Source organism: Beduinella massiliensis, from assembly GCF_900199405.1.
Taxonomy (GTDB): domain Bacteria; phylum Bacillota; class Clostridia; order Christensenellales; family Aristaeellaceae; genus Beduinella; species Beduinella massiliensis.
The window spans coordinates 1,179,070-1,204,123 of sequence record NZ_LT963430.1; the positions used below are offsets into that span (position 1 = coordinate 1,179,070).

Sequence of the window (25,054 nt, forward strand, 5' to 3'; positions counted from 1 at the left end):
CTTTAAAGATTATAGTTTTCTATCGCTGATTCATGCACTAACTGAGCGATTGAAAAAAGAACGGTAAATATATGGGAAATAAGCGAAAGGAGCTGTAAGATACGCCGAGGATTTCTTTCCCGAATGGCTGAGGAGTAAACGTTTTGCGTTTCGATAAGCGGGCAGGAGTGCGTTCCCCTTGCGGAAAGGCGCGGGCATGATGTACAATGTCCGAAGATGAAGACGTCCCGTCAGGGGCGGGGGGAGGGACGCGCGTGCTATCGCAAGTACAGAGCTTTGGTCTGAGCGGCATCGACGGCTTTCCCGTGACGGTGGAGGCCTACGTCGCGGACGGACTGCCAATGTTCGAGCTGGTCGGCCTGCCGGACGCCGCCGTGCGCGAGGCGCGGGAGCGCGTGCGCGCGGCGATGCAGCAGTCGGCTTTTACGTTCCCCGTCGCGCGCACGACGGTCAACCTGGCTCCGGCGGACGTGAAGAAGGAGGGGCCGGCTTATGATCTGTCCATCGCGCTTGCGCTGCTCGCCGCTTCCGGCCAGATCGACGGCGCGGGCCTTTCGGGGCGCGTGGTGCTGGGTGAGCTCGCGCTGGGCGGGCAGGTGACGCAGGTACGCGGCGTGCTGCCGATGGTGATCGGCGCGCGGGCCTTGGGTTACCGAGAGGCGATGATCCCCGCGCAGAACGCGCAGGAGGTCGCCTGCGTGGACGGCATCCGCATCGTCCCGGTGGAGTCGCTGCGTCAGGCGGTCGATCACGTGACGGACGCGAAGCGGATCGAGCCGATCGTGCCTGTGCCCTACGAGCGGCTGCTCACGGAGCGCAGGCCCGCGCAGGATCTGTCCGCCGTGCGCGGCCAGCGCAGCGCCAAGCGCGCCCTGGAAATCGCTGCGGCGGGCGGGCACAACGTGCTGATGGTCGGGCCGCCGGGCGCGGGCAAGACGATGCTCGCGCGCTGCCTGCCGGGCATTTTGCCGGACATGACGTTTGAAGAGGCGCTGGAGGCTACGCGCATCCATTCGGCCGCGGGCCAGCTTGCGCCGGGCGAGGGACTGCTGCGCGAGCGCCCGTTCCGCGCGCCGCATCACACCGCCTCCGCCGCCGCGCTGGTGGGCGGAGGCCCCAAGGCGCGCCCGGGCGAAATCAGCCTGGCCTCGGGCGGCGTGCTTTTTCTGGACGAGCTTCCGGAGTACAACCGCGCCGCGCTGGAGGCGATGCGTCAGCCGCTGGAGGACGGCTTTGTCTCCGTGGTGCGCGTGGCGGCCCAGGCGCGTTACCCAGCGCGGGTGATGCTGGTGGCGGCGATGAATCCCTGTCCCTGCGGGCACTACGGTTCGGAGGATCAGCAGTGCCGCTGCACGCAGCACGAGATTCGCAGGTATCTGGACCGCGTGTCCGGGCCGCTGCTGGATCGCATCGACATGCAGCTGGAGATCACCTCCGTGCCCGTATCGGACATCGCGGGCGGTGCGGCGGAGGAAAGCTCAGCCGCTGTGCGCGTGCGGGTGGAGGCGGCGAGAAAGCGGCAGGGCGAGCGGTATGCGGACGAGGGGATCGGCTGCAACGCGCAGCTGTCCGCCGGGCAGCTCGAACGTTACTGCCCGCTTAGCGCGGACGCAAAGGCACTCCTGCACAGCGCGGTGCAGAAGTACAAGCTGTCCATGCGCGCCTACAGCCGCGTGCTCAAGGTCGCGCGCACCATCGCGGACCTTGCGGGCACCGACATCGCCGCCTCGCACATCGCGGAGGCCGTGCGCTATCGCAGCATCGACGAAAAGTATTGGGGTGGATGACGCGCTTCATTCGCATGACCCCATGCATAACCTCCTTTAAAGTGCGTTCCGAGCGAATCGTTAAAACCCTTTCAACGCTTCATGGCTTGCGGCCATATTGCGAGGAAAGGGTTTTGTTTTTGTGTGGCAGCCCGGAGGGCCTCGCTGTACTAGGCCTCTTCGACCAGACAGATGCTTACGTTTCCATCCATATCCTTGCTGAACCCGTACCAGACGCCTGTTTCGGGCGTCAGGAATGATGTGCCGACGCTCTGCGCGTTGCAGATGTCGCTGAATTCGCTGGCAATGGCGTCTAATTCGTCGTAGGAGAAATGCTGTTGATGCTCTGGGATTGCGGTCCTGCACTTAACGGAGGCAATCCATTCGCCCATGTGTTTGCAGTTCGGATTTCGCCGGTCATAGTCAAAGCTCGCACCCGCAACCTGATACATGAAAAGGTCGGGATTGACGTCTTTATAGAAATAGGAACGAGATTCAAAGCCAAGGCCGTCCGCTTGCATTTCAGAGTTCCAGATCAGGATTGTGAAACCTTCGTCTGTGGTGATCTTCATGTTCATAATTTCGCGTTCATAAATCCAGCGATAGAGCTCATAAAAATCCATCGTACCGTCTTGCTTCAAATACTTTTCCGGTTCCAGCGTATCGGAAACCGGTTTTTTGCTGACATTGTGGTTGGAGCGACAAGTTTCCAGTGTGAAACCATTAAAAACAAACTTATCATGTGCGCCAGCTGCATCAAAGTAGTGGCCGGAGTAGTTGATTTTATTTTGGTGCGCCCAGATGATGGAGGGCAGGCCGTTCTCCGGCGCTACTACGTGTGCCTGCGGGTATTTTTCCAGGACAGACGGCAATTCTCCCGTGTGGTCGAAGTGACCATGAGTCAAAAGAACGTAATCTGCTCCGTGTACCCATTCACCGCCGGGCAAATGGGTTGGCGTGTACTTAAACTCGTTATGATCGTTGTCGGGATCGTCAAAGTACGGATCCATGACGATGGTCTTTCCGTTGGGTAAAACGAACTCATAAAAGTTTACGCCGCTCCAGCGGACTTTCATCTGCAGGTTGGGGTCGTTCCAGGACTTCTTTCCCAGCAGTTTGCGGTTTAAAACACCGGCTGTTCCGGGTACGGAAATTTTCTTGCTGGATTCATCGCCCGGAGTGACCGGGGATTCCGGAGCCGCCGCCTTGTCTTCGGCGGTGAGCGCTGTAGATGCGCCCAACGCCGCCATGCCCAGCGCCCCTGCTGCAGAAGCCTTTAAAAAAGTTCTTCTTGTCATTTTTTCGCTCATTTTGAAACCTCCTGTACTTCTTTTTGTGCCGTTTTTCAGGTTTCCTGTTTACAGGCATCTTACCATGCAGCGGCACAAAGAGCAAATATCAAAAAGACATTGCATCTATGCAAATTTGTTATAACTGTGCAAAATGGAACGGTGTATTTGTTATGGCGTGTATAAGGAAAAAGCAATGCCGGAAAGCGCATGGTTCGGGTTGACTTCACAAATTCTTTTTATTATCATAAAGGTAACGGTTTCATTTTGCGGTGTAAACTGGAGGGGATTCCCATTAGGCTTCGAGAGTATGAATATTTGCTTGCCATCGCGAAAGAAAAAAGCATCGTTCGAGCGGCGCAGAGCCTCTATATCTCTCAGCCAGCTCTCAGCCGTTTGCTGCAAAATGTCGAGATGGAGCTGGGCGTTACGCTTTTTGAACGCGGAGGGAAAGGTATGGTTCCCACTCCGGCAGGCGAATTGTATTTAGAAAATGCAAAAAGGCTTGTACGCATGAACGAAGATTTCTATAACACGCTGCATCGAAGCTCCGGGGCACAGGAAATTTTGTTGGCTTATCCGATGATTTATTCGGGTTTCGTGACAGGGCAGGTTGTACCGGAGCTCTCCAGGCGGGCTTATCCCATTTCGGTGATTTCACAGCCTACATCCCAACATAGCATTTTAAACGGGCTTCTCGATGAGCGCTGGCCCCTCGCGCTTGGTATCGTGACGGAAGAATACGCGTCATTGTTGGGGTATCGCGTTATTGGCAAACAGGAGATGGTACTGGCGGTGCCGAAGGGCCATTCGCTCGAACGCTTCGCCCAGACGAGAACGGACAGTACGTATCCGGTTATTTCGGCAAACTATCTCGCCGCGGAATGCTTTTTAATGCCGCGCAACACATCCTATAGCGGTAGATATGCGAAAAATTATTTTGCCGCAAACAGAATTCATCCGCCGGTTCTTTTGCACACACAGCTTACCAGCCCGCTGTATCAGGCCGTAGCGTCCGGCGCGGGCATCGCAATTTTGCCCTCTTTGCCTTTACGCCACATGAATCTGGAACAGGCGATTACTTACCTTTCCTTGGATACCAGCCAGACCGTACAGAAGGTTGGCGTTTTGTTTCGCCGTGATCACGCTATGAACCGTGCGGAAGAAAAGCTGATCGAGATTATGGCCGAAACGTTTACATAGTCTGGTTTCAGCCAGACGGCAAACGCAAGCGTTTCGGCCAGGAGCATTGCCTCGCGTGAGGCATAGTCCATAAAATAAAACGTTTACGATACCCCACGCAGAACAGCCTTCCGTCGGCCTTGTCTTTTAAAGGGACATATGATAATATGTTACGATCAATGAAAGCGGGTCAGCTTCGCAGGGCCGTGCGCTATCGCAGCATCGACGAAGAGTATTGGGGCGGATGATATGGAGCAGCGGGAAAAGGCATTTTGGGCTTGGATGGCGTGCGTGCCGGGCGTGACGCCCACGCGTTTTCGCAGGCTGCTCGCGCTGTACGGCAGCGCGGAGCGCGTATACGGCGAGTTCGACGAGAGAGCCCGCGGCATTTTGGGGGACCGCGCTTATCCCGAGATGGCCGCCGCGCGCAACCGCGCGTATTTTTCTGCAATGATGGAAAAAATGCAGCGTAGCGGCATGCAGATCGTGTGCCTGGGCGAGGCGGAATACCCGCCGCTGCTTTCGCACATCGGGGATCCGCCGCCGGTGCTCTTCGTGCGCGGCAGGGCCGACCTGTCCGACATGCGCACGGTCGCGGTCGTCGGTTCGCGCCGGGCCACGCGCTATGGCCTCCGGCAGGCGGAGCGTTTTGGCCGGGAGCTTTCGCAGGCGGGCGTCACGGTCGTATCCGGCATGGCGCGCGGCACGGACACGGCGGCGCACGTGGGCTGCCTTGCGGGCGGCGGGCGCACGATCGCAGTGCTCGGCTGCGGGGCGGACATCGTCTACCCGCCGGAGAACGCCGCGCTCTTTGCGCGCGTGATCGAGAACGGCGGGTCGATCGTCTCCGAGTTTGCGCCGGGTACGGAGCCGATCCCTCAGAATTTCCCGCGGCGCAACCGCATCATCAGCGGCATCAGCGCGGCGGTGCTGGTGACGGAGGCGGCGCGCGGGTCCGGCGCGATGATCACGGCGCACCTCGCGCTCGAACAGGGGCGAGATGTGTACGCGATGCCGGGGCCGGTGGACGCGCCGATGAGCGAGATGCCCCTGCAGATGCTGACGGAGGGCGCGTCGATGGCGCGCAGCGCGCAGGACATCCTCAGCCGCCAGCGCTGGGAGATGCCGGATACGCAGCTTTCCTTCCTCACCGATACCTTCGGCGGGAAGCTCACGCCTACGCTGGACGTGGACGAGCAGAAGGTCGTAGAGCTGCTCAAAAACGAGCCGCTTTCGTTCGACGAACTGCTCCTGCAGACCGGTTTTGCGCCGGATAAATTAAATATGCTCTTGACAACGATGGAAATAAAGGAAATAATGAAGCAGTTGCCGGGGTGCATGTACGCCCTGGACCGATAAATAACAATCCCACTGGAGGGTTCTCGATTTGAACTATAAACTCGTCATCGTCGAATCGCCCGCGAAGGCGCGCACCATCGGCAAGTTCCTGGGACGCACGTACAAGGTGGAGGCGTCCCAGGGCCACGTGCGCGACCTGCCCAAGTCGCAGATGGGCGTGGATGTGGAAAATGACTTCGAGCCCAAGTACATCACCATCCGCGGGCGCGGTGAAATTTTGGATAAAATCCGCAAGGAAGCGAAGAACGCGACTCGAATTTACCTCGCGACTGACCCTGACCGCGAGGGAGAAGCGATCTCGTGGCACCTTTCAAACGTGCTGGGCATCGATCCGTCCGAGCCCTGCCGCGTGGAATTTCATGAAATTACGGACAAGGCGGTCAAAAATGCCATGAAGTCCCCGAGGCCGATCAACATGGAGCTGGTGAACGCTCAGCAGGCGCGCCGCGTGCTGGATCGGCTGGTCGGCTACAAGATCAGCCCGCTCCTTTGGATGAAGATCAAAAAGGGACTTTCGGCGGGCCGCGTGCAGTCCGTTGCCACGCGCATGATCGTGGACCGCGAGCAGGAGATCGATTCGTTCATCCCCGAGGAATACTGGGACGTGAACGCGAAGGCTCAGCTCGGACGGCAGAAGTTTCACGTGCGTCTTACGTCGCTGGACGGCAAAAAGGCGGAGCTGCACAGCGAGCAGGAGGCCGCCGCCGCGAAGGCGCGCGTGGAGCATGCGCGCTTTGAGGTGAAGAGCGTCCGCGCCAGCGAGCGGCGCAAGAACCCCGCCGCGCCGTTCACCACCTCGAACCTGCAGCAGGAGGCCTCGCGCAAGCTGGGCTTCACCACCGCTAAGACCATGCAGATCGCCCAGCAGCTTTACGAGGGCGTAGACCTGGAGGGCGAAGGCACGCAGGGCCTTATTTCCTACATCCGTACGGATTCCGTGCGCGTGTCGGAGGAGGCCATCGCGGACGTCCGCGAGATGATCGCGGGCCGCTGGGGCGATACGTACCTGCCGGAGAAGCCCAACGTCTACAAGGGACGCGCGGGCGCTCAGGACGCGCACGAGGCCATCCGCCCGACGCTGGTCTCCCGCCATCCGGAGGAGGTCAAGGCCTCGCTTTCCAAGGATCAGTACAACCTGTACCGGCTCGTCTACCTGCGCTTCGTCGCCAGCCAGATGGCGCCCGCCGTCTATGAGACGCTGACGATGGAGATGGAAAGCGAGGGCGTGGGCCTGCGCTTTTACGGCGAGCACCTCAAGTTCGCTGGCTTTACCGCCGTCTATGAAGAGGGACAGGACGAGGCGCAGGAGGCTGTGGACAATACCCAGATCGCGGCCAGCGTGGGCGATCCGGTGGAGATCGTGGAGACGGACGCGGAGCAGCACTTCACGCAGCCGCCCGCGCGCTACACCGAAGCCTCGCTCGTGCGCGCACTGGAGGAAAAGGGCATCGGCCGTCCGTCGACCTACGCGCCGACGATCTCCACGATCATCGCCCGGGGCTACGTCACGCGCGAAAAAAAGCGATTGTACCCGACGGAGCTGGGCACGATGGTCACCGAGATGATGAAGGAATACTTTAAGGACATCGTGGACATCCAGTTCACCGCGGGTATGGAGGAACAGCTCGACGAGGTGGAGGAGGGCGAGATGCCCTGGAAAGAGGTCATCGAGCGCTTCTACGGCCCCTTTGAAAAGACGCTCGAAAACGCCGAGCAGAAGATCGAGAAGGTCAAGGTCAAGGACGAGGTTTCCGACGTCGTGTGCGACAAATGCGGCGCGATGATGGTCTATAAGCTCGGGCGCTACGGCAAGTTCCTCGCCTGCCCCAACTTCCCGGACTGCCGCAACACCAAAGCCCTTCAGATCGAGATCGAGGCGCCTTGTCCCAAGTGCGGCGGCAAGCTGCTGGAAAAGACATCGCGGCGGGGGCGCAAGTTCTACGGCTGCGAGCACTACCCGGAGTGCGACTTCGTCTCCTGGGATATGCCGGTCAAGGAGAAATGCCCGGTCTGCGGCAGCTATATGACGCTCAAGCGCGGACGCAAAGGCGAGATGTGGCACATCTGCGCGAGCGAGACCTGCCGCCACCGCGTCGAGGTGCAGGCGCCGGAAGAGGGGCAGGAGACGGACGAATGAGGGCAACGGTCGTAGGCGCGGGCCTGGCGGGCTGCGAGGCGGCCTGGCAGCTGCAAAAACGGGGCGTCGCGGTCACCCTCGTGGAGATGAAGCCCGAAAAGTACACGCCCGCCCACCACGCGGCGGGCTTTGCGGAGCTGGTGTGCTCCAACTCCCTGCGCGGCGACGCGCTCACCAACGCGGTGGGGCTGCTCAAGGAGGAAATGCGTCAGCTCGATTCCCTCATCCTGCGCGCGGCGGACGCCTCGCGCGTGCCTGCGGGCGGCGCGCTCGCGGTGGACCGCGAAGCCTTTTCCGGCTTCGTCACCAAGGCGCTCGCCGCATGCGAGCGGGTAGAGATCGTCTGCCGCGAGGTGACCGACATCCCGCAGCCGCCCTGTATCGTCGCCACGGGCCCGCTGACCTCGGACGCGCTCTCGGAAAAAATCGCCGCTTTGCCTGGACTTGAGACGCTCAACTTTTTTGACGCGGCCGCCCCCATCGTGATGCAGGAATCGCTCGACATGGACCGGATATACCGTGCCAGCCGGTACGGGCGCGGGGACGATTACCTCAACTGCCCCATGACGCGCGAGGAATACGACGCCTTTTACGAAGCGCTGATCGCCGCCGAGGGCGCCGACGTGCACGGGTTTGACGACGCCAAGGTGTTCGAGGGCTGCATGCCCATCGAGACGATGGCCCGACGCGGACGCATGGTGATGGCCTTCGGCCCGATGAAGCCCGTGGGCCTTCCAGACCCGCGCACGGGGCGGGAGCCCTTCGCGGTGGTGCAGCTGCGTCAGGACGACGCGGCGGCGACGCTGTACAACATCGTCGGTTTCCAGACGCGCCTCAAGTGGGGCGAGCAGCGCCGCGTCTTTTCGATGATTCCGGGGCTGGAGCACGCGGAATTCGCACGCTACGGCGTAATGCACCGCAACACCTTCCTGCACTCGCCGGGTTTTTTGGATGACCATTACGAAATGCTTCAAAGGCCCGGCGTCTACTTCGCGGGCCAGATGACCGGCGTGGAGGGCTACGTGGAGAGCGCGGCCTCGGGACTGGTTGCGGGCCTGTCGCTGGCGAGAAAGCTTCGGGGGGAGGCGCCCGTGGACTTCACGCGCCTGACCGCGATCGGGGCGATGGCGCATTATGTCTCCGCTGCTGGCGGCGGCTTTCAGCCGATGAACGCGAACTTCGGGCTGATCGACCCGCTGGAGCGGCGCGTGAAGGGCAAGCAGGAGCGCTACGCGCAGGTGGCCGTCCGCGCGCTGAACGTGATCGAGGCGCTGCGTTCCAACCCGCTGCGGGGCGATTTTTACGCAGAACCGTCCGGTCCGGTCTAAGGCTCAGGGCATCCAGATCAGGAAAAACGCGCCGGTCAGCCGCAAGCACATTGCGCTGACCGGCGCATTCCGTTATAATAAGGGAAGCGGCCCCGTACGGACCGCGACAGGAGGTTACGAAATTGGTAGAGATGAGAGGCACCACCATCTGCGCCGTCAAGAAGAACGGGCACATCGCCATCGCGGGCGACGGTCAGGTGACGATGGGCGAACATACGATTTTTAAGGCGACAGCGCATAAGGTGCGCCGTATCTTCGGCGGCAAGGTCGTCACGGGCTTTGCGGGCTCGGTGGCCGACGCTTTTTCGCTTTGCGAGCGCTTTGAGGAAAAGCTGACGCAGTTCGGCGGCAACCTGGAGCGCGCGGCGGTGGAGCTGGCGCAGGAGTGGCGCAGCGACAAGGCGATGCGAAAGCTGGACGCGATGCTGATCGTCGCGGGCGGGGACGACCTGATGATCGTTTCCGGCACGGGCGAGGTGATCGTGCCCGACGACGGCGTGGCGGCGGTCGGCTCCGGTGGAAACTTTGCGATGGCGGCGGCGCGCGCGCTGTGCGAGAACACGGAGCTTTCCGCGCACGACATCGCGGAAAAGGCGCTGCACATCGCGGCGGACATCTGCGTGTACACGAACCACAACGTCATCGTCGAGGACGTCTGACTTTATTTGAAACGTTGAAGCGGAGAGGCGCAGGGCTACGGCTTTTGCGCGGGGCGTGAGAGGCGGAGCGCCGCATCGCGCCTCGATCCCGCAGAGGAGGAGCATATGCAGCTTACACCCAAGGAGATCGTGCGCGAGCTCGATCGATTCATCATCGGCCAGGACGAGGCCAAGCGCGCCGTGGCGGTCGCGCTGCGCAACCGTTACCGCCGTGCGCAGCTCCCGGAGGAGATGCGCGAGGAGGTCACCCCTAAGAACATCCTGATGATCGGCCCGACGGGCGTAGGCAAGACCGAAATCGCCCGCCGCCTGGCCAAGCTGGTGGACGCGCCGTTCGTCAAGGTGGAGGCGACCAAATTCACCGAGGTGGGCTACGTGGGCCGCGACGTGGAATCCATCGTGCGCGACCTGGTGGAGGCGTCCATCCGCATCGTCAAGGATCAGGCGGCGGAGAAGGTGAAGACGCGGGCGACCGTTCTGGCGGAGGACCGCATTCTGAACATCATCCTCCACCCCAAGAAGAAGCCGACCAACCCCATCGACCTGCTGCTGGGCAACAAGCCGAAGGAGCCGGAAGTGCCTCCGGAGGAGCAGCAGCGCATCGCCACCCAGCGCGACGACCTGCGCGGGCAGCTCATGCGCGGCGAGCTGGAAAATCTCGAAATCGAGGTCGAGGTCGAGGACGCGCCGCAGAACGTGGAGATCAACGGCGCGAGCGTCAACATCGGGGATATGATGGGCGGCTTTATGCCCAAGAAGACCAAGATGCGCCGCATGAAGGTCTCCGAGGCGCGCCGCATTTTGACCGCCGAGGAGGAACAGAACCTCATCGACATGGATGCTGTCACCGAGGAAGCGCTGCGCCGTGCGGAGCAGGACGGCATCGTCTTCATCGATGAGATCGACAAGATCGCCGGACGCTCGGCGGGCGGGCACGGCCCGGACGTCTCGCGCGAGGGCGTGCAGCGCGACATTCTGCCCATCGTGGAGGGCTCCACCGTCAACACCAAATATGGGCCGGTCAAGACCGACTTCATGCTCTTCATCGCGGCGGGCGCGTTCCACGTGGCGAAGGTTACCGATCTCATCCCTGAGCTGCAGGGCCGCTTCCCCGTGCGCGTTTCGCTCAGGTCGCTTTCACAGGACGACATGAAGCGCATCCTGACACAGACGGACAACGCGCTCACCAAGCAGTACGAGGCGCTGCTCGCGGTCGATCACGTGCACCTGCACTTCGACGAGAGCGCGCTGGAGGCGCTGGCGCTGGCAGCCTTCGTCGCCAACGAGACGAACGAGGACATCGGCGCGCGCAGGCTGCATACGATCTTTGAGCAGCTGCTGGAGGACATCTCCTTCAACGCGGGCGGCGACATGCCGGACGTGGACGTCTACATCAACGGCGATTACGTGCGCGAACACCTGGGCGAAGCCGCGGTGGCGCAGGATTTGAAGCGCTACATCCTGTAAGCGCGGACGCCGTAAATCGAGATAAAAGATGGTATGGCCGAAAGACCGTACCGTCTTTGCTTTGTACCGTTTTGCATAAGGAGGGGAACATGGACGAGAAGCTCAAGGCGCGCTTTCGGGATGCATTCGCGATCGTTGAAGTGCAGCCGATCTTAAAAGGCTGGTCGAGCGACAGGAAATACCGCGCGAGCCGCGCCGACGGCACGCATGTTTTGCTCAAACTGTCGGATGGGGGACAGTTTGAGGCGAAAAGGAATGAATTTGAGCTGATGCAGCGGATCGCCGCGCTGGGGGTGCCCATGTGCCAGCCGATCGCCTTTGGGCGCTTCGGCGATGCCGTGTACTCCGTGCAAAGCTGGATCGACGGCGACGAGGCGGAAGAGACGATCCCGCGCCTTTCGCAGACGCAGCAGTACGCATACGGGCTGCAGGCGGGCGAAATATTGAGGATCATTCACACGATCCCAGCGCCGACAGGTCAGCCGGAATGGAGCCTCCGATTTAACCGGAAGATCGACCGGAAGATCGAGGGCTATTGGGCCTGCGGGCTGCGCATTGAGGGAGACGCACAGATGCTCGCGTACATCGAAGCCAATCGCCCGCTGCTATCGGGCAGGCCGCAGTGCTATCAGCACGGAGATTACCACATCGGCAACATGATGATCGACCGCCAGGGGCGGCTTCAAATCATCGACTTCAACCGTTCTGATTTCGGAGACCCATGGGAGGAATTCATCCGCATCGTCTGGTGCGCGCAGCGCAGCCCGCTCTTCGCCAGCGGCATGGTGGAGGGGTATTTTGGCGGGGAGCCGCCGGAGCTGTTTTGGCGGCTGCTCGCGCTTTACATCGCGAACAACACGCTTGGCTCCATCTATTGGGCGATCCCCTTCGGTCAGGGCGAGATCGACGTGATGCGGAGGCAGGCGCAGGATGTGCTGGGGTGGTACGATCACATGCGCAGGGTCGTGCCTGCGTGGTACATCCCCAAATGGAATCCGCAAGCTGCGGGCGGTATCCAGCACAGTGCGCGAAAGGACACGTGAGCGGGGCGCAAAATACGCCTGCCGCGCGTAATCCGCGCTTGACAGAGCCGCTGCGGTGGTGTACAATAGGCACCAATCCGATATTTTAAAGGCGATGAAGGAGACAAGGCGCGGCGAAAACGCTTCAGAGAGCCGGCGGGGCTGCGAGCCGGTGCGGAGGCTGCGCGCATAACTCACTCCCGAGCTGCCCGCGTGAACGAAGTAAGGCGGGACGAATGGCCGCGTGAAGGCGTCGAGGGTTTTACCAAACGGACGTGTTCCGCGCGATGAACCGAATCAGGGTGGTACCGTAAGCGATGACAATCCTTGCCCCTGCGCATGCAGAGGCAGGGATTTTTTGTTATCATCAATACACGAAGCAGGAGGCGATTTCCTCATGGGCATGACCATGACACAGAAAATCCTTGCGCGCGCCGCGGGCGTCGAGAGCTGCAAGGCGGGCGAGCTGCTGATGTGCAAGCTCGATCTCGTGCTCGGCAACGACATCACGGCGCCGGTCGCCATCAACGAATTTAAGAAGATGGGCGCCAAGAAGGTCTTTGACCCCGCGAAGATCGCGCTGGTGCCGGATCACTTCGCGCCGAACAAGGACATCAAGTCCGCCCAGATGGCGAAGGACATGCGCGCCTTTGCGCGCGAACAGCAGATCGTCCATTACTTCGAGGTCGGCAAGGCCGGCATCGAGCACGCGCTGCTGCCGGAGCAGGGCCTTTGCGCGCCGGGCGAGGTCATCATCGGCGCGGACAGCCATACCTGCACCTACGGCGCGCTGGGCTGCATGTCCACGGGCGTCGGCTCCACGGACATGGCGGCCGGCATGGCGACCGGCGAGGCATGGTTCAAGGTGCCGGAGGCCGTAAAGGTGACGCTCACCGGCAAGCTCAACCCCTACGTCAGCGGCAAGGATGTCATCCTCTACCTGATCGGCGAGATCGGCGTGGACGGCGCGCGCTACATGTCGCTGGAATTCGCCGGCGAGGGCGTGCACGAGATCTCCATGGAGGGCCGCCTCACCATTTCGAACATGGCGATCGAGGCGGGCGCGAAGAACGGCATCTTCCCGGTCGACGACCTGACGCGCGCCTATCTCCAGGACCGCGTGACGCGCACGTGGCACGCAGTAGAAGCGGACCCGGACGCGGAGTACGCGAAGGAGGTCGTCATCGACCTTTCGCAGGTGCCGCTGACCGTCGCGCTGCCGCACCTCCCCTCCAACACGAAGCCCGCTGCGGAATGCGCGGCGCTCATGATCGATCAGGCGGTCATCGGTTCCTGCACCAACGGCCGCATCGAGGATCTGCGCGTCGCCGCTTCCATCCTCAAGGGCCGGCAGGTTTCCGACCGCGTGCGCTGCATCGTGATTCCCGGCACGCAGCAGGTCGTCAAGCAGGCGATTGGGGAGGGGTTGGTCGACGTCTTCGTGGACGCGGGCGCGATCTTCACCATGCCGACCTGCGGCCCGTGTCTGGGCGGCCACTGCGGCGTGCTCGCGGATGGAGAGCGCTGCGTTTCCACGACGAACCGCAACTTCGTGGGCCGCATGGGACACACGGGCAGCGAGGTCATCCTCGCGTCGCCCGCCGTCGCCGCCGCTTCGGCCATCATGGGCCGCGTCGCCACGCCGGATGAAGTGAAGTAAGGAGGGGCTCAACATGAAAATGCAATCCGCCGTCATCAAGTACGGCGATCACGTCGATACCGACGTCATCATTCCCGCGCGCTACCTCAACACCACCGACCCCACGGAGCTGGCCAGGCACTGCATGGAGGACATCGACGCGGACTTCCATCAGAAAGCGAAGACGCGCAGGATTATGGTCGCGGGCCGGAATTTCGGCTGCGGCTCCTCGCGCGAGCACGCGCCGCTGGCGATCAAGGCGGCGGGCATTCAATGCGTCATCGCGGATTCCTTCGCGCGCATCTTCTACCGCAACGCGATCAACATCGGCCTTCCCATCGTCGAATGCCCGGAGGCTGCCGCGGCTATTGCCGACGGCAGCGAGGTGAGCGTAGACCTCGACACGGGCGTCATGACCGACGTCGCGAGCGGCCGGACGTTCACCGCCGCGCCCTTCCCGCCCTTCATGCAGGGCATCATCGAAGCGGGCGGCCTCGTGCCGTTCGTGCGCCGTCAGCTGGAGGAGAAGTAAAATGCAGGCAAAAATCGTGTTGCTCAAGGGCGACGGCATCGGACCGGAGATCGTGGATCAGGCCGTAAGCGTGCTGCAAGCCGTCGCGGCAAAGTATCACCACGGCTTTGTCTTCAATCCCCAGTTGTTGGGCGGCGCATCCATCGACGCGTGCGGCGTGCCGCTGACCGACGAGGCGCTCAGCGCCTGTAACACAGCGGATGCGGTGCTCATGGGCGCGGTCGGCGGCCCGAAGTGGGACGGCGTGGAGCCTGCCCGCAGGCCGGAAAAGGGCCTGCTCGCGCTGCGCAAGGGAATGGGCGTTTTCGCAAACCTGCGCCCCTGCACGATCCATCGCCAGCTTGCGGCCGCCTGCCCGCTCAGGCCCGACATCGTCAGCGAGCCGATCGACATCCTGATGCTGCGCGAGCTCACCGGCGACATCTACTTCGGCAAGCGCCACCGCTCGGAGGACAGGGCCTACGCGACGGATGAGATGGCCTATTCCAAGCAGGAAATCAGCCGCCTTGCGCGCATCGGATTTGAAAACGCCATGAAGCGCAAGCGCCGCCTTTGCAGCGTCGATAAGGCGAACGTGCTCGAGTGCTCCCGCCTGTGGCGCGAGACCGTGCAGGAGATGGCGAAGGAATATCCGCAGGTCGAGGTGACCTACATGTACGTGGACAATGCGGCGATGCAGCTGATATTGCGTCCCGCGCAGTTTGACGTGATGATAACGGGCAACCTGTTCGGCGACATCCTTTCCGACGAGAGCGCCGCCATCGCCGGCAGCCTGGGCATGATGCCCTCCGCCAGCCTGGGCGAGGGCACGCGCGGGCTGTACGAGCCCATTCACGGCTCCGCGCCCGACATTGCGGGCAAGGACATCGCCAACCCGCTGGGCACGATCCTCTCTGCGGCGATGCTGCTGCGCCATTCCCTCGGCCTGGAGGAAGAGGCGGCGGCGGTCGAGGCGGCGGTCGAAAAGGTGCTCGACGCGGGCTATCGCACCGGCGACATCTGGTCCGAGGGCTGCGAAAAGGTTGGCTGCAGGCGGATGGGCGAGCTGGTCGCGAGGGCGATTTAAAGCCGTCAAACAGAGCGGAAGAAAGATAAGGGCGCGGTTCTGATGAACGCCGATAAGGAAGTATCCGAAACAAATTAAACTGAACAACTGACAAACAGGTGTTGCTAAAAATGAAGGCGGTGTTGCAGATTAAAAAAAAACTGCGGCACCGCCTTCTTTGACAGACTGAACGGCTTTGAAGCCAAAGCCGCCATTTTAAAGTAGCGTAAGATATGGCTGCTGAACGGCGGCTTTTTTCTTTTACCGTCGTTCAGCAAATTTTTCAAAAAATATTAGATTATAGAATGGGCATGCACAATTCACAATAATGTTTATCTACAAGCCTTTTCTTATAGCGTTCCATTATGGGCCTGCCTTCATCCAACGAGTACCCCAGTTTCTCCAATTCAGAAAAACACATTTGCCACGCAGTTTGGACTATATCTGCTGTGTGGGGAATTAGAAAAATTAAATATTTGCCGCTTTCTAAATCTCTGCATTCGATTTGATTTTGTATAAAGGTTTGATTTTTGGGTTTGTTGATACAAACATCGTAACGGCAATGACAAGGCATTACTTTTTCAGGGTCGTCCATAGGTATTGCATAAATTACTGTATCTTCGTTGTATAAATTATTCTCTTGGACCCATTTCTTAAATGTGTCCATCAATTTATAATTCTCGATACCATACGCGCCGGTTCTTCTCATATAGATCACTTTTAAGGACAGTATGTTTTCTTGCGTTGTACTGATATAAAACTTCAAAATAGTATCTCCATTCGTATAAAGTACATCGATGCCTATACAAATGGTAACCCGAATTAAAATGATTTTCAAGAACTTTTTTAAAATCGAAGGCTCTCTTATTTTTTCGCTTTTTCAGAGAAATCTTGTGTCGAGCGGGCAGTTTCCATCCTTTCAAACGTATGATTAGCGAAGCCAAAAACAAGGATTTGGGAAGTCCCGACAAGCAAAAATCTCTGCTCCGGCAGGTCAAGATTCGTTTGAGGAATGGATAGATTTTGAAGATAGATTAAAAGCGAAATATAGAGACGAATATGTCCCTTCTGAAGTGTTTTTAGCTGTAAGACAGCACGATAGCCATGTTGCCGGTATAATTGATTTTCGCCACCCTTTATCTGACTTTCTTTTCAATATATGGGGGGAATATTGGGTATAGTGTCCGTCCATCAGAACGCCAGAAAGGGTATGCATCTGAAATGCTTAAATTGATTTTGCCTATCTGCCGTAAGTTTGGCGAAAACAGCATTTTATTAACCTGTGATAAAAATAATGAAGCGTCGCAAAAAACGATTATAAAGAATGGTGGCATATTGGAAAAAGAAATTACTGATACAGTAGGATTATTATTCAGCGGTACTGGATTGAATTATAAAGCAAGGCCGTGGGCGCTATCGCTCCGCGCCGACCGCCTTCAGAAACTGCCTGGCGATGTACATATGCCCCGTCTGGTTGGGATGGATGCGATCCCAGGCGATGGCGCAGGGATGCATGTGGGCAAAGAGCGCGTCCCAGGCGCTCTGCAGGTCGACGAAGACGAGCCCGTGCCGCTGCGCGAGACGCCGTACGATCTCGCCGTACGCGTCCATCCGCGCGCGCATGGGGTCGGCGCGGTTTGGCTCCATGAAGTAAGGCGTCATCAGGATCATGCCCTTGACGTGGGGCAGGGTGCGCTCGATCAGGCGTTCATAGGCGCGCTCGTATTCCTCGGGCGATACGTGCTCTTCCGCCTGCAGGGGGGAATCGAATTGACGCCAGACGTCGTTGATGCCGATGAGCACGCTGACCCAATCGGGCGCAAGGTCCAGCACATCCGTCTGCCATCTCGCCTCAAGGTCGCGCACCTGATTGCCGCTGACGCCCATGTTGACCACGCGAATATGCAGCTCCGGGTACATGCAGGTGAGCGTCGCGCCGACATCCGCCACGTAGCTGGTGCCCCAGGCGTTGAAGAGCCCCTCGCCGACAGGGCGCTTGCGGTCGAAGTCGGAGATGGAATCGCCGATGAAGACGATTTTGTCTCCCTTTTCAAAGAGCATGTAAAGACCTCCCGTTCTTTGTTATGTAAATCCCCTTGACAAGCATCGGCCTCGGGCAGAGAGCCATGGGATTTGCGGATCTTCGTCGATGATGCAACCGGCAGCATGCCGGTTTGTTTTGGTCATTGTACCGCAAATTTGCCCGCTTCGCAACAGTACGTCCTCGGGAAGAAAATCGAATTCAGATGCGGGTCGAATAAGCGGGGATGCTGCGCCTGAAGAGGGTCTTAGGGAGGTATAATACAGAAAATGGACTGTATCCCGATAAACGGACAATGAAATAAGAGACCTCCTGTTGTAGAATGTAAGAAGCAAACTACGACAGGAGGTTTATTGTATGAGGCAAAAATACACGAAGGTACAAGGCCTTATTGAAACAATACGCGAGCGGAAAATCACGGGCGAAACGAATCGTGAAATCGGAGCCAGCCTTGGGCTAACGAAGAAACAGGTTGAGCAACTAGTCAATCGAGAAAACCGTAGAGAACGATTAATCGCAAAGGGCGATGTACCTCGCCCTAAAGGCCGTCCGCGTAAAATGCCGGAGAACGAGGAAATCCAGCAGAATAATGAATTGGTAAAACTGCGTATGCAGGTGGAACTGCTGCGAAATTTTCTGTTAGAAGTTGGAAGAAGGTGAAATTGAAATATCGAGTTATAGAACGTTTTCGCAACATTTATCCTATCGTCACAATGTGTGAAGTATTTGAAGTTTCCCGAAGTGGGTATTATGCTTGGCGTAAAAAGCAAGAAAAGACGCCGAAAGATCAGTGGTTGGTCGATCTGATTGTGGAATGTCAACAGCAGTGCAACCAGACCTACGGCATCCGCCGTGTTCGTCTCTGGATCCAGCGGAAGAAAAGAAAAAATGTAAATCTTAAAGCACTTCTGCGCGTCATGCGCAAGACCAATCTGCTTGCACAGATTCGGCGGCAAAGAAGATATACTCAACATCAGCAAAACGTGTACAAATACCCAAACCTATTGCAGCGTGCCTTTGAACAGCAACGGCCCAATCGTTTCTGGTCAACAGATATCACCTATATCCCCACACCACAGGGAATGCTGTATATGTGTGCGGTGATTGACCTTTGTGGTCGAATGGTGTTGGCCTATCGCATTGGTGGCGACATGGCCGCATCGCTGGTTACTCAGACGATCCGAGACGCTATGATAACAGAGAAGGTCACTGATGGACTCGCGCTCCACAGTGACCAAGGGTCTCAATACACCTCCGAAGCATACTTCGACCTAAGCAAAGAATATCACTTTCAACCCTCTATGTCCAGTCCCGGTTGTCCATACGACAATGCTGCTATGGAGAATTTCTTCGGAACGCTTAAATCGGAATGCCTTTATCGTGCCCATTATTCTACTCGCGCAGAGGTAGAGGAGTTGGTTGCACAATATGTCCACTTCTACAACTTCGAACGCATTAACCTGAAATACGGCCTTACTCCCTATGAAATCAGGAGCAACGCCGCGTAAGGTTGCGTAATTCTACAATATCCTTTTATTTTCCTGTCCGTTCAACCGGATACAGTCCACTGCTTGCGCAGCAGCCCCATGGCGTGCTTTACGCGTTTTTCAGTTTTTCCAGCGAAGCGTCCAGCCGGCGCAGCGTTTCGTCCTTGCCTAGCAGATAGGCCATCTCGAACGCGCCGCCGGGGGTGGATTCGCGGCCCGTGATCGCGATGCGCAGCGGCCAGAGCACCTGGCCGTTCTTCATGCCGCTTTCGGGTATAGCGGCCATCACGGCGTCGTGCAGCGAGGCCTCGCTCCAATCAGAGATGCCTTCCAGCACAGGCTTTGCCAGCTCCAGCGCCTTCACGGCGACCTCGGGGTTGGTCTTCATCTTTTTGTGCGTGTAAAGGGCGACGTCGTAATCCGGCATCGCGGCGAGGAAATCCACCATCTCCGGCAGGCGGTTCAGCACCTCGGTGCGGCTCTGGAGCAGCTCTGCGAGGCGGCGCAGGTCGAACTTTTCGGGGTCGAGCGCCTTGCAGAGCCAGGGCAGCGCCTTTTCGTAGTACGTCTCAAAGGGGAGCTTTCGCATGTACTCGGCGTTGAACCAGGTGAGCTTGGTCATGTCGAAGATCGAGGGGCTCTTGTTGAGGCCGTGCTCGTCGAAGGCCTTCACCAACTCGTCCAGCGTGAAGAATTCGTTGTCCGTGTCCTTGGGGCTCCAGCCGAGCAGGGCGATGAAGTTGATGATCGCGTCCTTCAAATAGCCCATTTCAAGCAGATCCTCAAACGACGGGTCGCCGTAGCGCTTGGACAGCTTGCGCGAGGCGTCCTTCATGACGACGGGCAGGTGCACGTAAATCGGCGGCGTCCAGCCAAACGCCTCGTAAAGCAGGTTGTATTTGGGCGCGGAGGAGAGGTATTCCGTGCCGCGCATGACGTGCGTGATGTGCATCAGGTGATCGTCGATGACGTTGGCAAAGTTGTAGGTCGGCAGGCCGTCCGCCTTGATGAGCACGTTGTCGTCCAGCGTGTCGCAATCGACCTCCACGTGACCGTAGAGGATGTCGTCAAAGGAAGCCTTGCCGGTCGTGGGCACGTTCTGGCGAATGACATAGGGCTCGCCCGCCGCGATGCGGCGCTTGGCCTCCTCCAGCGGGATGTGCATGCAGCGCTTGTCGTACTTGTAGGTTTCCCCCTTGGCCTCGGCCTCCTTGCGTGCAGCGTCGATGTCTTCCCTGGTACAAAAGCACGGGTATGCGCCGCCGCGTTCGACCAGCTCCCAAGCGTACTTGGGGTAGAGGTCGCGCCGCTGGGTCTGGATATAGGGGCCGTAATCGCCGCCGACGTCCGGGCCCTCGTCGTAGTCAAGGCCCGCCGAGCGCAGGGACTTGTAAATGAGGTCGACCGCGCCGGGCACCTCGCGCTCCTGATCCGTATCCTCGATGCGCAGGATGAACTTGCCGCCGTACTTCTTGGCGAACAGGTAGGTGTAAAGCGCCGTGCGCAGGCCGCCCAGGTGCAGATAGCCCGTGGGGCTGGGCGCAAATCGCGTTCTGACTTCCATCGCAAAAAACCTCCTTGGGGGATACTGCCTCCCCAATCCCTCTGCGGTAGGGATACATCCCTTCAAAATCCCCTCTCCGCGCCGGGGCGCGGGGAAGGGATTTTGGAAGGGCAATGCCCTGAAACGCAGGAGTTTGGGCGCGCGCAGCCCCCAATATCATTTTGTAATTTTAAAGCTGTCCTTGAGGCCGACGACGCGGTTAAAGACCGGCATCTCGTCCGTGGAATCCTTGTCCTTGCAGAAGTAGCCGACGCGCAGGAACTGGAACGTGTCGCCGACTGCGGCGTCCTTCAGGGAAGGCTCCATGAAGCCGTTAAGCACCTCCAGCGAACGGGGATTCAGGCGGGAGATGAAGTCCTTCTTGTCCACCGCCGTATCCTCCGCGCCTTCTGCGTCCTCGCCGATGCCTTCCTCGCTGCTGAGCAGCGTGTCGTACAGCCGGGCCTCGAACGGGAGGCCCTTCGCCGCGCTGACCCAGTGCAGCGTGCCCTTGACCTTGCGGTTCGCGCCCTCGCAGCCGGAACGGCTGTCCATATCGACGGAGCAGTGCACGCAGGTGACGTTGCCTTCCGCGTCCTTTTCAAAGGACTCGCACTTCACGATGTAGGCCCCCTTGAGGCGCACCTCGCCGCCGGGGAAGAGGCGGAAGAACTTCTTGGGGGGATTTTCCATGAAGTCCTCCTGCTCGATGTACAGCTCGCGCGTGAAGTCCACCGTATGCGAACCCATCTCCGGGTGCTGCGGGTGATTTTCCATGGTCAGCGCGTCCACCCTGTCTTCGGGCCAGTTGTCGAGCACGACCTTCAGCGGGCGCACGACCGCCATCGCGCGGCGCGCGTGTTCGTTCAGGTCCTCGCGCACGCAGTGCTCGAGCAGCGCCACATCCACGGTGGAATCCGCCTTGCTCACGCCGACGCGGTCGATGAAGTCGCGCACCGCGCTGCGGGTGTAGCCGCGGCGGCGCATCGCGTGCAGGGTGGGCATGCGCGGGTCGTCCCAGCCGGAGACGTAGCCTTCCTCGACCAGCTTGCGCAGGTAGCGCTTGCTCATGACGGTATCCGTCAGGTTCAGGCGGGCAAACTCGATCTGACGCGGCGGATTCTTAAAGCCGCAGACGTTCACAACCCAGTCGTACAGCGGACGGTGGATTTCATATTCGAGCGAGCAGAGGGAGTGCGTGATGCCCTCCAGCGCGTCGCCGATGGGATGCGCGAAGTCGTACATCGGGTAGATGCACCATTCATTGCCCGTGCGGTGGTGCTTCTTGTACAGGATGCGATAGAGCGTCGGGTCGCGCATGATGATGTTGGGGGAGGCCATGTCGATCTTCGCGCGCAGCACGCGGGAGCCCTCCGGGAACTCGCCCGCCTTCATGCGCAGGAACAGGTCCATGTTCTCCTCGACGCTGCGGTCGCGGTACGGCGAATTTTTGCCTGGCTCGGTCAGCGTGCCGCGGTAGGCGCGCATCTCCTCCTGCGACAGATCGTCCACGTAGGCGATGCCGCGGCGGATGAGGTCGAGCGCGAGCTCGTAGATCTGCTGATACTGCTCGGAAGCGTAGTGCAGCTCGTCCCAATCGAAGCCGAGCCAGTGGATGTCGTCCATGATGGCGTCGACGTATTCGACGTCTTCCTTGGTGGGGTTGGTGTCGTCAAAGCGCAGGTTGCACTTGCCGCCGAAGCGCTCGGCCGTCATGAAGTCGACGCACAGCGCCTTCACGTGGCCGATATGCAGGTAGCCGTTCGGTTCAGGCGGGAAGCGCGTCTTCACGCGGCCGCCGTTTTTCCCGGCGGCGAGGTCTTCTTCGACCAGATCCCAGATAAAATTGGAGCGTTCCTTTGCTTCTTCCGGCATGGGGGTTCCTCCTCTAATCCGCGGATGGCGGGGCGATTGGCTTAAAATAATACATTATTATATCCTGAATACGGCATGAAAGCAAGATAAACGCCCAAAAACGGAAGGGGAATGATAAAAAAGGCACGAAAGCGCGGGGTGCTTCAGCGCTCGGGCGCCGCCTGGCGGGCGTGGCGCGTCGGCGGATAGCCCATGATCTCCAAAAAGGCTCGGTTGAAGCTGCGGATGTTCTGAAAGCCGCATTCCAGGGCGATCTGCGTGACGCTGTACGCGTTCTCCTCCAGAAGCTGGCAGGCGTACTGCACGCGGTACTGGTTGAGATAGCGGCGAAAGTGCATGCCGACCGCCGCGTGAAAGAAGCGGGAGAGGTAGTTGGGGCTGTAGCCGATGGCGGCGGCTGCGCTGCCCAGGGAGATGTCGTCCCGAAAGCGCTCCTCGACGTAGGCGAGCAGCTGGCAGAGCAGGCCGTCGTGGCGCCCGGCACCGGTTGCGAGGGGGACCTGCCTGAGGTACTGCGCACAGATGGCGTAAAAGGACGCTTTCAGGCTGAATTTGTCCGCCGCATTCGGCCCCAGATAGCATTCTTCCAGGAAGGCGCGAAGGCCGGGCGTGGTCTGAAACACGCTGCGCTCTCCCTGCTTGCCCGCGACCTCGCGCACAAAGGCCCCCACGTAGTCCCCGGAGAAGACGCATACCAGCGATCGGGAGCGCTCCGGCGTCGCGTAGGCGTGGATTTCGTTGGGGAAGATGAGCGCCAAATCGCCCGCAGCCGCCGTCTCCGTGCGCGCCCGCAGACACACGTCCAGCGTCCCCTCCAGGACGTAGACGAACTCGAAGTCCTTGTGCAGGTGCGGCACAAAGGAAAAATTATCGTACAGATCGACGCGCACGTGGCCGGGCGCGGTGGAATTGTCGAGCTGATACAGGGGCATGGGATCACCTCCGGTTCGGGATCAAAAGGGCATGTTTTGTCCGGTGCGCCGCGGATTTTTGCTTTCCTCCCGGCGGCCCGTGTCGTTATAATAAAGCCGACGATTTCAAGCGGAACGAAGGAGGAACATTATGAACCGCATCACGATTAATTTTAAGGAATCACGCGGAAAAATCAACAGAAATCTTTACGGACACTTTTCCGAGCACATCGGCGGCGTCTTTTACGACGGGCTCTGGGTCGGAGAGGACAGCGGCATAGAGAACGTACGCGGTTTTCGCAAGGCGCTCGTGGATAGCTTTAAGAAGCTCAACCCGCCGGTGCTGCGCTGGCCGGGCGGATGCTTCGCGGAAACCTACGACTGGCGCGACGGCGTCGGCCCGCGCGCGCAGCGTCCGCGGCGCGTGAACTGGTGGTATTACTGCGACAAACGGGTAGAGACGAATCAGGTGGGCACGCACGAATTCATGGACTTCTGCCGCCTGACGGGCGCGGAGCCCTACTTCGCGGCGAACATGACGTCCACCACGCCCCTACACATCCGCGACTGGATCGAATACTGCAATTTTCCCCAGGGAGAAACGACGCTCGCCGACGAACGCGCGCAAAACGGCGCGCCGGAGCCCTTCGACGTGCGCTTCTGGGGCATCGGCAACGAGAACTGGGGCGGCGGCGGGCAGATGACGCCGGAGATGTGCGCGCGGGAGTACATCCGCTACACCACGATCCTGCGCAGCCTGGGCACGGAGAACCTGCGCTTCATCCTCTGCGGCGCGAACGGACACGACGTGGAATGGACGCGCAGGCTCATGCGTGAGTGGAGCGCGCGGCGCTGGCACGAGGTGGAGACGTACGGCATGAGCATCCACTACTACACGAACCAGGGCAGCCGCACCGATCCGCTGCACTTTACGGAGGACGAGTGGTACGAGCAGCTTTTTAAAGCCGCGTTCATGCAGCAGATCATCGACGACCACCGGGCGGCGATGGACGAGTTCGACCCTGAGCGGAAGGTCAAGCTGGTCGTGGATGAGTGGGGAAGCTGGCACCGCGACGGCTCCGGGCCGAGCAGGGGCTACAACCTATTCGAGCAGCAGAGCACGATGCGCGACGCACTGGTGGCGGCCGTTACGCTCAACATTTTCAACAACCGCTGCGACGTGGTGGACATGGCGAACGTCGCGCAGCTTTGCAACAACCTGCATTCGCTTTATCTGGCGGGCGGGGAGCATTTCGTGGAGACGCCGAACTACCATGTGTTCGACCTTTTTAAGGATCACCAGGATGCGCGGCAGCTTTGTGTGCATACGGATCTGCCCTGCCTCGAGCGCGAGGGCTTCCGCCCGCTGGAAACGCTGTCCGTTTCCGCGTCTTTGAAGGACGGGTATCTCACGCTGACGCTGGCAAACCTCGACGTGGCGCGGTCGCAGCAGGTCAGCCTGCACGGCCTCTACGGCAGTGTCGCCGGAAGCGCAGACGTGAGCGTGCTTTCGGGCAGGACGCCCGCTTCCTGCAACACGTTTGAGGAGCCCGAGGCGGTCGTCCCGCGCACGGAGCGGATGGAGATCGCGGAGGGCACGGCGCTCACGCTCCCTGCGGCGAGCGTCGCGCGCGTGCGCATTCAGCTCAGCCGTTGATCAGCGCAACGCCCCGCCCGACCGGCAAAGCCGGTCGATACGATTCCATATGAAGGGGAAGTCTCCCCTTCATGCATCCTCTCTGATATTCCGTTATTTTGTCGATGCTCTGGGC

Annotated in this window: 20 protein-coding genes and 1 pseudogene; 15 read left to right on the top strand and 6 right to left on the bottom strand. The window is 59.7% G+C overall.

The annotated features are described in order from the left end of the window. Positions 1-254: 254 nt before the first annotated feature. Positions 255-1,787 (top strand): YifB family Mg chelatase-like AAA ATPase, encoded by a 1,533-nt coding sequence (locus tag C1725_RS05965; RefSeq protein ID WP_102410745.1) that lies wholly within the window; start codon positions 255-257, stop codon positions 1,785-1,787. 149 nt (positions 1,788-1,936) lie between these two features. On the opposite strand, the gene C1725_RS05970 is transcribed toward C1725_RS05965, so the two are convergent. After that, on the bottom strand, positions 1,937-3,076 hold the full coding sequence (locus tag C1725_RS05970) for an MBL fold metallo-hydrolase (protein ID WP_102410746.1): 1,140 nt from the start codon (positions 3,074-3,076) through the stop codon (positions 1,937-1,939). Between the two features lie 189 nt (positions 3,077-3,265). On the opposite strand from C1725_RS05970, the gene C1725_RS05975 reads away from it, so the two are divergent. The 10 genes from C1725_RS05975 to leuB all read left to right on the top strand — a co-directional run bounded on the left by C1725_RS05975 (position 3,266) and on the right by leuB (position 15,446). After that, the gene (locus C1725_RS05975) at positions 3,266-4,258 is read left to right on the top strand and encodes a LysR family transcriptional regulator (protein WP_102410747.1); all 993 of its coding nucleotides are present in this window, start codon (positions 3,266-3,268) and stop codon (positions 4,256-4,258) included. Between the two features lie 228 nt (positions 4,259-4,486). After that, positions 4,487-5,596: a DNA-processing protein DprA gene (gene dprA / locus C1725_RS05980; RefSeq protein WP_102410748.1), complete on the top strand. Its 1,110-nt coding sequence runs from the start codon at positions 4,487-4,489 to the stop codon at positions 5,594-5,596. A 28-nt stretch (positions 5,597-5,624) separates the two neighbouring features. After that, positions 5,625-7,733 (top strand): type I DNA topoisomerase, encoded by a 2,109-nt coding sequence (gene topA, locus C1725_RS05985; protein ID WP_102410749.1) that lies wholly within the window; start codon positions 5,625-5,627, stop codon positions 7,731-7,733. Continuing rightward, entirely contained in the window at positions 7,730-9,061 is a 1,332-nt protein-coding gene (trmFO, locus tag C1725_RS05990) for a methylenetetrahydrofolate--tRNA-(uracil(54)-C(5))-methyltransferase (FADH(2)-oxidizing) TrmFO (RefSeq protein WP_102410750.1), read from the top strand. The genes topA and trmFO overlap by 4 nt, the downstream gene beginning before the upstream one ends. 131 nt (positions 9,062-9,192) lie before the next feature. After that, entirely contained in the window at positions 9,193-9,720 is a 528-nt protein-coding gene (hslV, locus tag C1725_RS05995) for an ATP-dependent protease subunit HslV (RefSeq protein WP_102413260.1), read from the top strand. 105 nt (positions 9,721-9,825) lie between these two features. Beyond that, the gene (gene hslU, locus C1725_RS06000) at positions 9,826-11,187 is read left to right on the top strand and encodes an ATP-dependent protease ATPase subunit HslU (RefSeq protein WP_102410751.1); all 1,362 of its coding nucleotides are present in this window, start codon (positions 9,826-9,828) and stop codon (positions 11,185-11,187) included. An 89-nt stretch (positions 11,188-11,276) separates the two neighbouring features. Next, positions 11,277-12,230, top strand: a complete 954-nt coding sequence (locus tag C1725_RS06005; protein WP_102410752.1) for a phosphotransferase — start codon at positions 11,277-11,279, stop codon at positions 12,228-12,230. Between the two features lie 376 nt (positions 12,231-12,606). Further along, the gene (gene leuC / locus C1725_RS06010) at positions 12,607-13,869 is read left to right on the top strand and encodes a 3-isopropylmalate dehydratase large subunit (protein WP_102410753.1); all 1,263 of its coding nucleotides are present in this window, start codon (positions 12,607-12,609) and stop codon (positions 13,867-13,869) included. A 13-nt stretch (positions 13,870-13,882) separates the two neighbouring features. Beyond that, a complete protein-coding gene (gene leuD / locus C1725_RS06015; RefSeq protein ID WP_346026397.1) occupies positions 13,883-14,380 on the top strand; it encodes a 3-isopropylmalate dehydratase small subunit in 498 nt (165 codons plus the stop codon). A 1-nt stretch (position 14,381) separates the two neighbouring features. Then, positions 14,382-15,446 (top strand): 3-isopropylmalate dehydrogenase, encoded by a 1,065-nt coding sequence (leuB, locus tag C1725_RS06020; RefSeq protein WP_102410754.1) that lies wholly within the window; start codon positions 14,382-14,384, stop codon positions 15,444-15,446. Positions 15,447-15,723: 277 nt separating this feature from the next. Here the strand turns inward: leuB and C1725_RS06025 are convergent, their stop codons facing one another. After that, positions 15,724-16,191: a GyrI-like domain-containing protein gene (locus tag C1725_RS06025; protein WP_346026398.1), complete on the bottom strand. Its 468-nt coding sequence runs from the start codon at positions 16,189-16,191 to the stop codon at positions 15,724-15,726. Between the two features lie 353 nt (positions 16,192-16,544). Between C1725_RS06025 and C1725_RS19615 the strand changes: the two are divergent. Next, positions 16,545-16,742, top strand: a pseudogene (locus C1725_RS19615) (GNAT family N-acetyltransferase); the annotation flags it as partial. 96 nt (positions 16,743-16,838) lie between these two features. On the opposite strand, the gene C1725_RS06035 reads toward C1725_RS19615, so the two are convergent. Continuing rightward, positions 16,839-17,486 (bottom strand): DUF459 domain-containing protein, encoded by a 648-nt coding sequence (locus C1725_RS06035; RefSeq protein ID WP_102410755.1) that lies wholly within the window; start codon positions 17,484-17,486, stop codon positions 16,839-16,841. 337 nt (positions 17,487-17,823) lie between these two features. Between C1725_RS06035 and C1725_RS06040 the strand changes: the two genes are divergently transcribed. Continuing rightward, the gene (locus tag C1725_RS06040; protein ID WP_102410455.1) at positions 17,824-18,126 is read left to right on the top strand and encodes a hypothetical protein; all 303 of its coding nucleotides are present in this window, start codon (positions 17,824-17,826) and stop codon (positions 18,124-18,126) included. A 2-nt stretch (positions 18,127-18,128) separates the two neighbouring features. After that, positions 18,129-18,974, top strand: coding sequence for an IS3 family transposase (locus C1725_RS06045; RefSeq protein ID WP_102410756.1), 846 nt, complete (start codon positions 18,129-18,131; stop codon positions 18,972-18,974). An 88-nt stretch (positions 18,975-19,062) separates the two neighbouring features. Here the strand turns inward: C1725_RS06045 and gltX are convergent, their stop codons facing one another. The 3 genes from gltX to C1725_RS06060 all read right to left on the bottom strand — a co-directional run bounded on the left by gltX (position 19,063) and on the right by C1725_RS06060 (position 23,303). Continuing rightward, positions 19,063-20,517 (bottom strand): glutamate--tRNA ligase, encoded by a 1,455-nt coding sequence (gltX, locus tag C1725_RS06050; protein ID WP_102410757.1) that lies wholly within the window; start codon positions 20,515-20,517, stop codon positions 19,063-19,065. Between the two features lie 156 nt (positions 20,518-20,673). Then, on the bottom strand, positions 20,674-22,371 hold the full coding sequence (locus C1725_RS06055; protein WP_102410758.1) for a glutamine--tRNA ligase/YqeY domain fusion protein: 1,698 nt from the start codon (positions 22,369-22,371) through the stop codon (positions 20,674-20,676). Between the two features lie 143 nt (positions 22,372-22,514). Further along, entirely contained in the window at positions 22,515-23,303 is a 789-nt protein-coding gene (locus C1725_RS06060; protein WP_102410759.1) for a helix-turn-helix domain-containing protein, read from the bottom strand. A gap of 130 nt (positions 23,304-23,433) precedes the next feature. Here C1725_RS06060 and C1725_RS06065 point away from each other — a divergent pair, with 130 nt between their 5' ends. Next, on the top strand, positions 23,434-24,939 hold the full coding sequence (locus C1725_RS06065) for an alpha-L-arabinofuranosidase C-terminal domain-containing protein (protein WP_102410760.1): 1,506 nt from the start codon (positions 23,434-23,436) through the stop codon (positions 24,937-24,939). Positions 24,940-25,054: the final 115 nt, after the last annotated feature.